The 1075-nt window shown below is 63.5% G+C and carries 2 protein-coding genes; both read left to right on the forward strand.

Annotated features, from left to right (window positions below; all coding sequences use genetic code 11):
- Nucleotides 1-253, forward strand: a 253-nt coding sequence (locus EN780_RS34890) for a 3-hydroxyacyl-CoA dehydrogenase family protein (protein WP_245500224.1), incomplete at its 5' end; no start/stop codon positions are given.
- A 342-nt stretch (nt 254-595) separates the two neighbouring features.
- On the forward strand, nt 596-1075 hold a 480-nt coding region (locus EN780_RS34900; RefSeq protein ID WP_128276515.1), incomplete at its 3' end, for a BMP family ABC transporter substrate-binding protein.

A 1075-nucleotide genomic window follows, 5' to 3' on the forward strand; every position in this document is an offset into this window, starting at 1 on the left:
CAACGAGGGCGCGAAGATCCTGGAGGAAGGCATTGCCGCCCGCGCGTCTGACATCGACGTCGTTTGGACGAACGGTTACGGCTTTCCGATCGGCAAGGGTGGGCCGATGTTCTGGGCCGGCCTCGAAGGGGCTCCGAAGATCGTAGACCGGCTGGAGCATTGGCACCGGCTGACGGGTCGGGTGATCTTCCAGCCGGCGCCGATGCTGAGAAGGTTCGCGGAGACGGGGTCGTGGGAGGGTGCTGGAGGATAGTACGGTCATCGGCCGTCTAGAACGAACGCCGCGTTCCTTCGCGCCCCCCTCTGTCCTGCCGGACATCTCCCCCACGAGGGGGGAGATTAGCGGTTTTGGCGCCTCACTCTTCTAGCCACGCTGGTAATTGGCGAAAGCCGGCGTGACATCCGATCTCCCCCCAAGTGGGGGAGATGTCCCGCAGGACAGAGGGGGGCGCTGTCCCGCCAACCCTTCCGGCATCCAAGCGACCACATCAAATTTGACCATGTGGACAAAACTCAGGCGTCGTTCCATAGTCCAGCGTCTGACATTCCTGAGAACGGCCGGCTCGACACGGCTGTCAACCAGAGGGGCACTTCCATGAAAGACGATCATAGCAAAACGCAACGCGCCGGCCTGTCTCGGCGCACCGTGCTGGAACTCGGCGCGCTCGGTCTTGCGGCGGCAGTGATGCCGAATGCGGCCTTCGCCAAGGACAAGAAGCTGAAGGTGGCGGCGATCTTCGCCACGCCGATCGAGGAGCCTTGGGACAACCAGATCCACGTCGCCCTGCAGAAGGCCGAGAAGGAGCTCGGCATCGAATACAAGTGGTCGGAGAAGGTGCAGACCGCCGACTTCAGCCGCGTCATGCGCGAATATGCGCAGGGCGGCTACCAGCTGGTGCTGGGCGATGCCTTCGCCGCCGAACGCGAGTCGCGCCGCACGGCAAAACAGTTCCCGAAGACCGCATGGCTGTTCGGCTCCGGCGCCGGGCCGGCGGAGCCCAATTTCGGCGTCTTCGACAACTGGATACATGAACCGGCCTATCTGTCCGGCCTGATCGCCGGCAAGATGTCGAAG

It is taken from the genome of Mesorhizobium sp. M4B.F.Ca.ET.089.01.1.1, from assembly GCF_004022605.1.
Lineage (GTDB): Bacteria > Pseudomonadota > Alphaproteobacteria > Rhizobiales > Rhizobiaceae > Mesorhizobium > Mesorhizobium abyssinicae.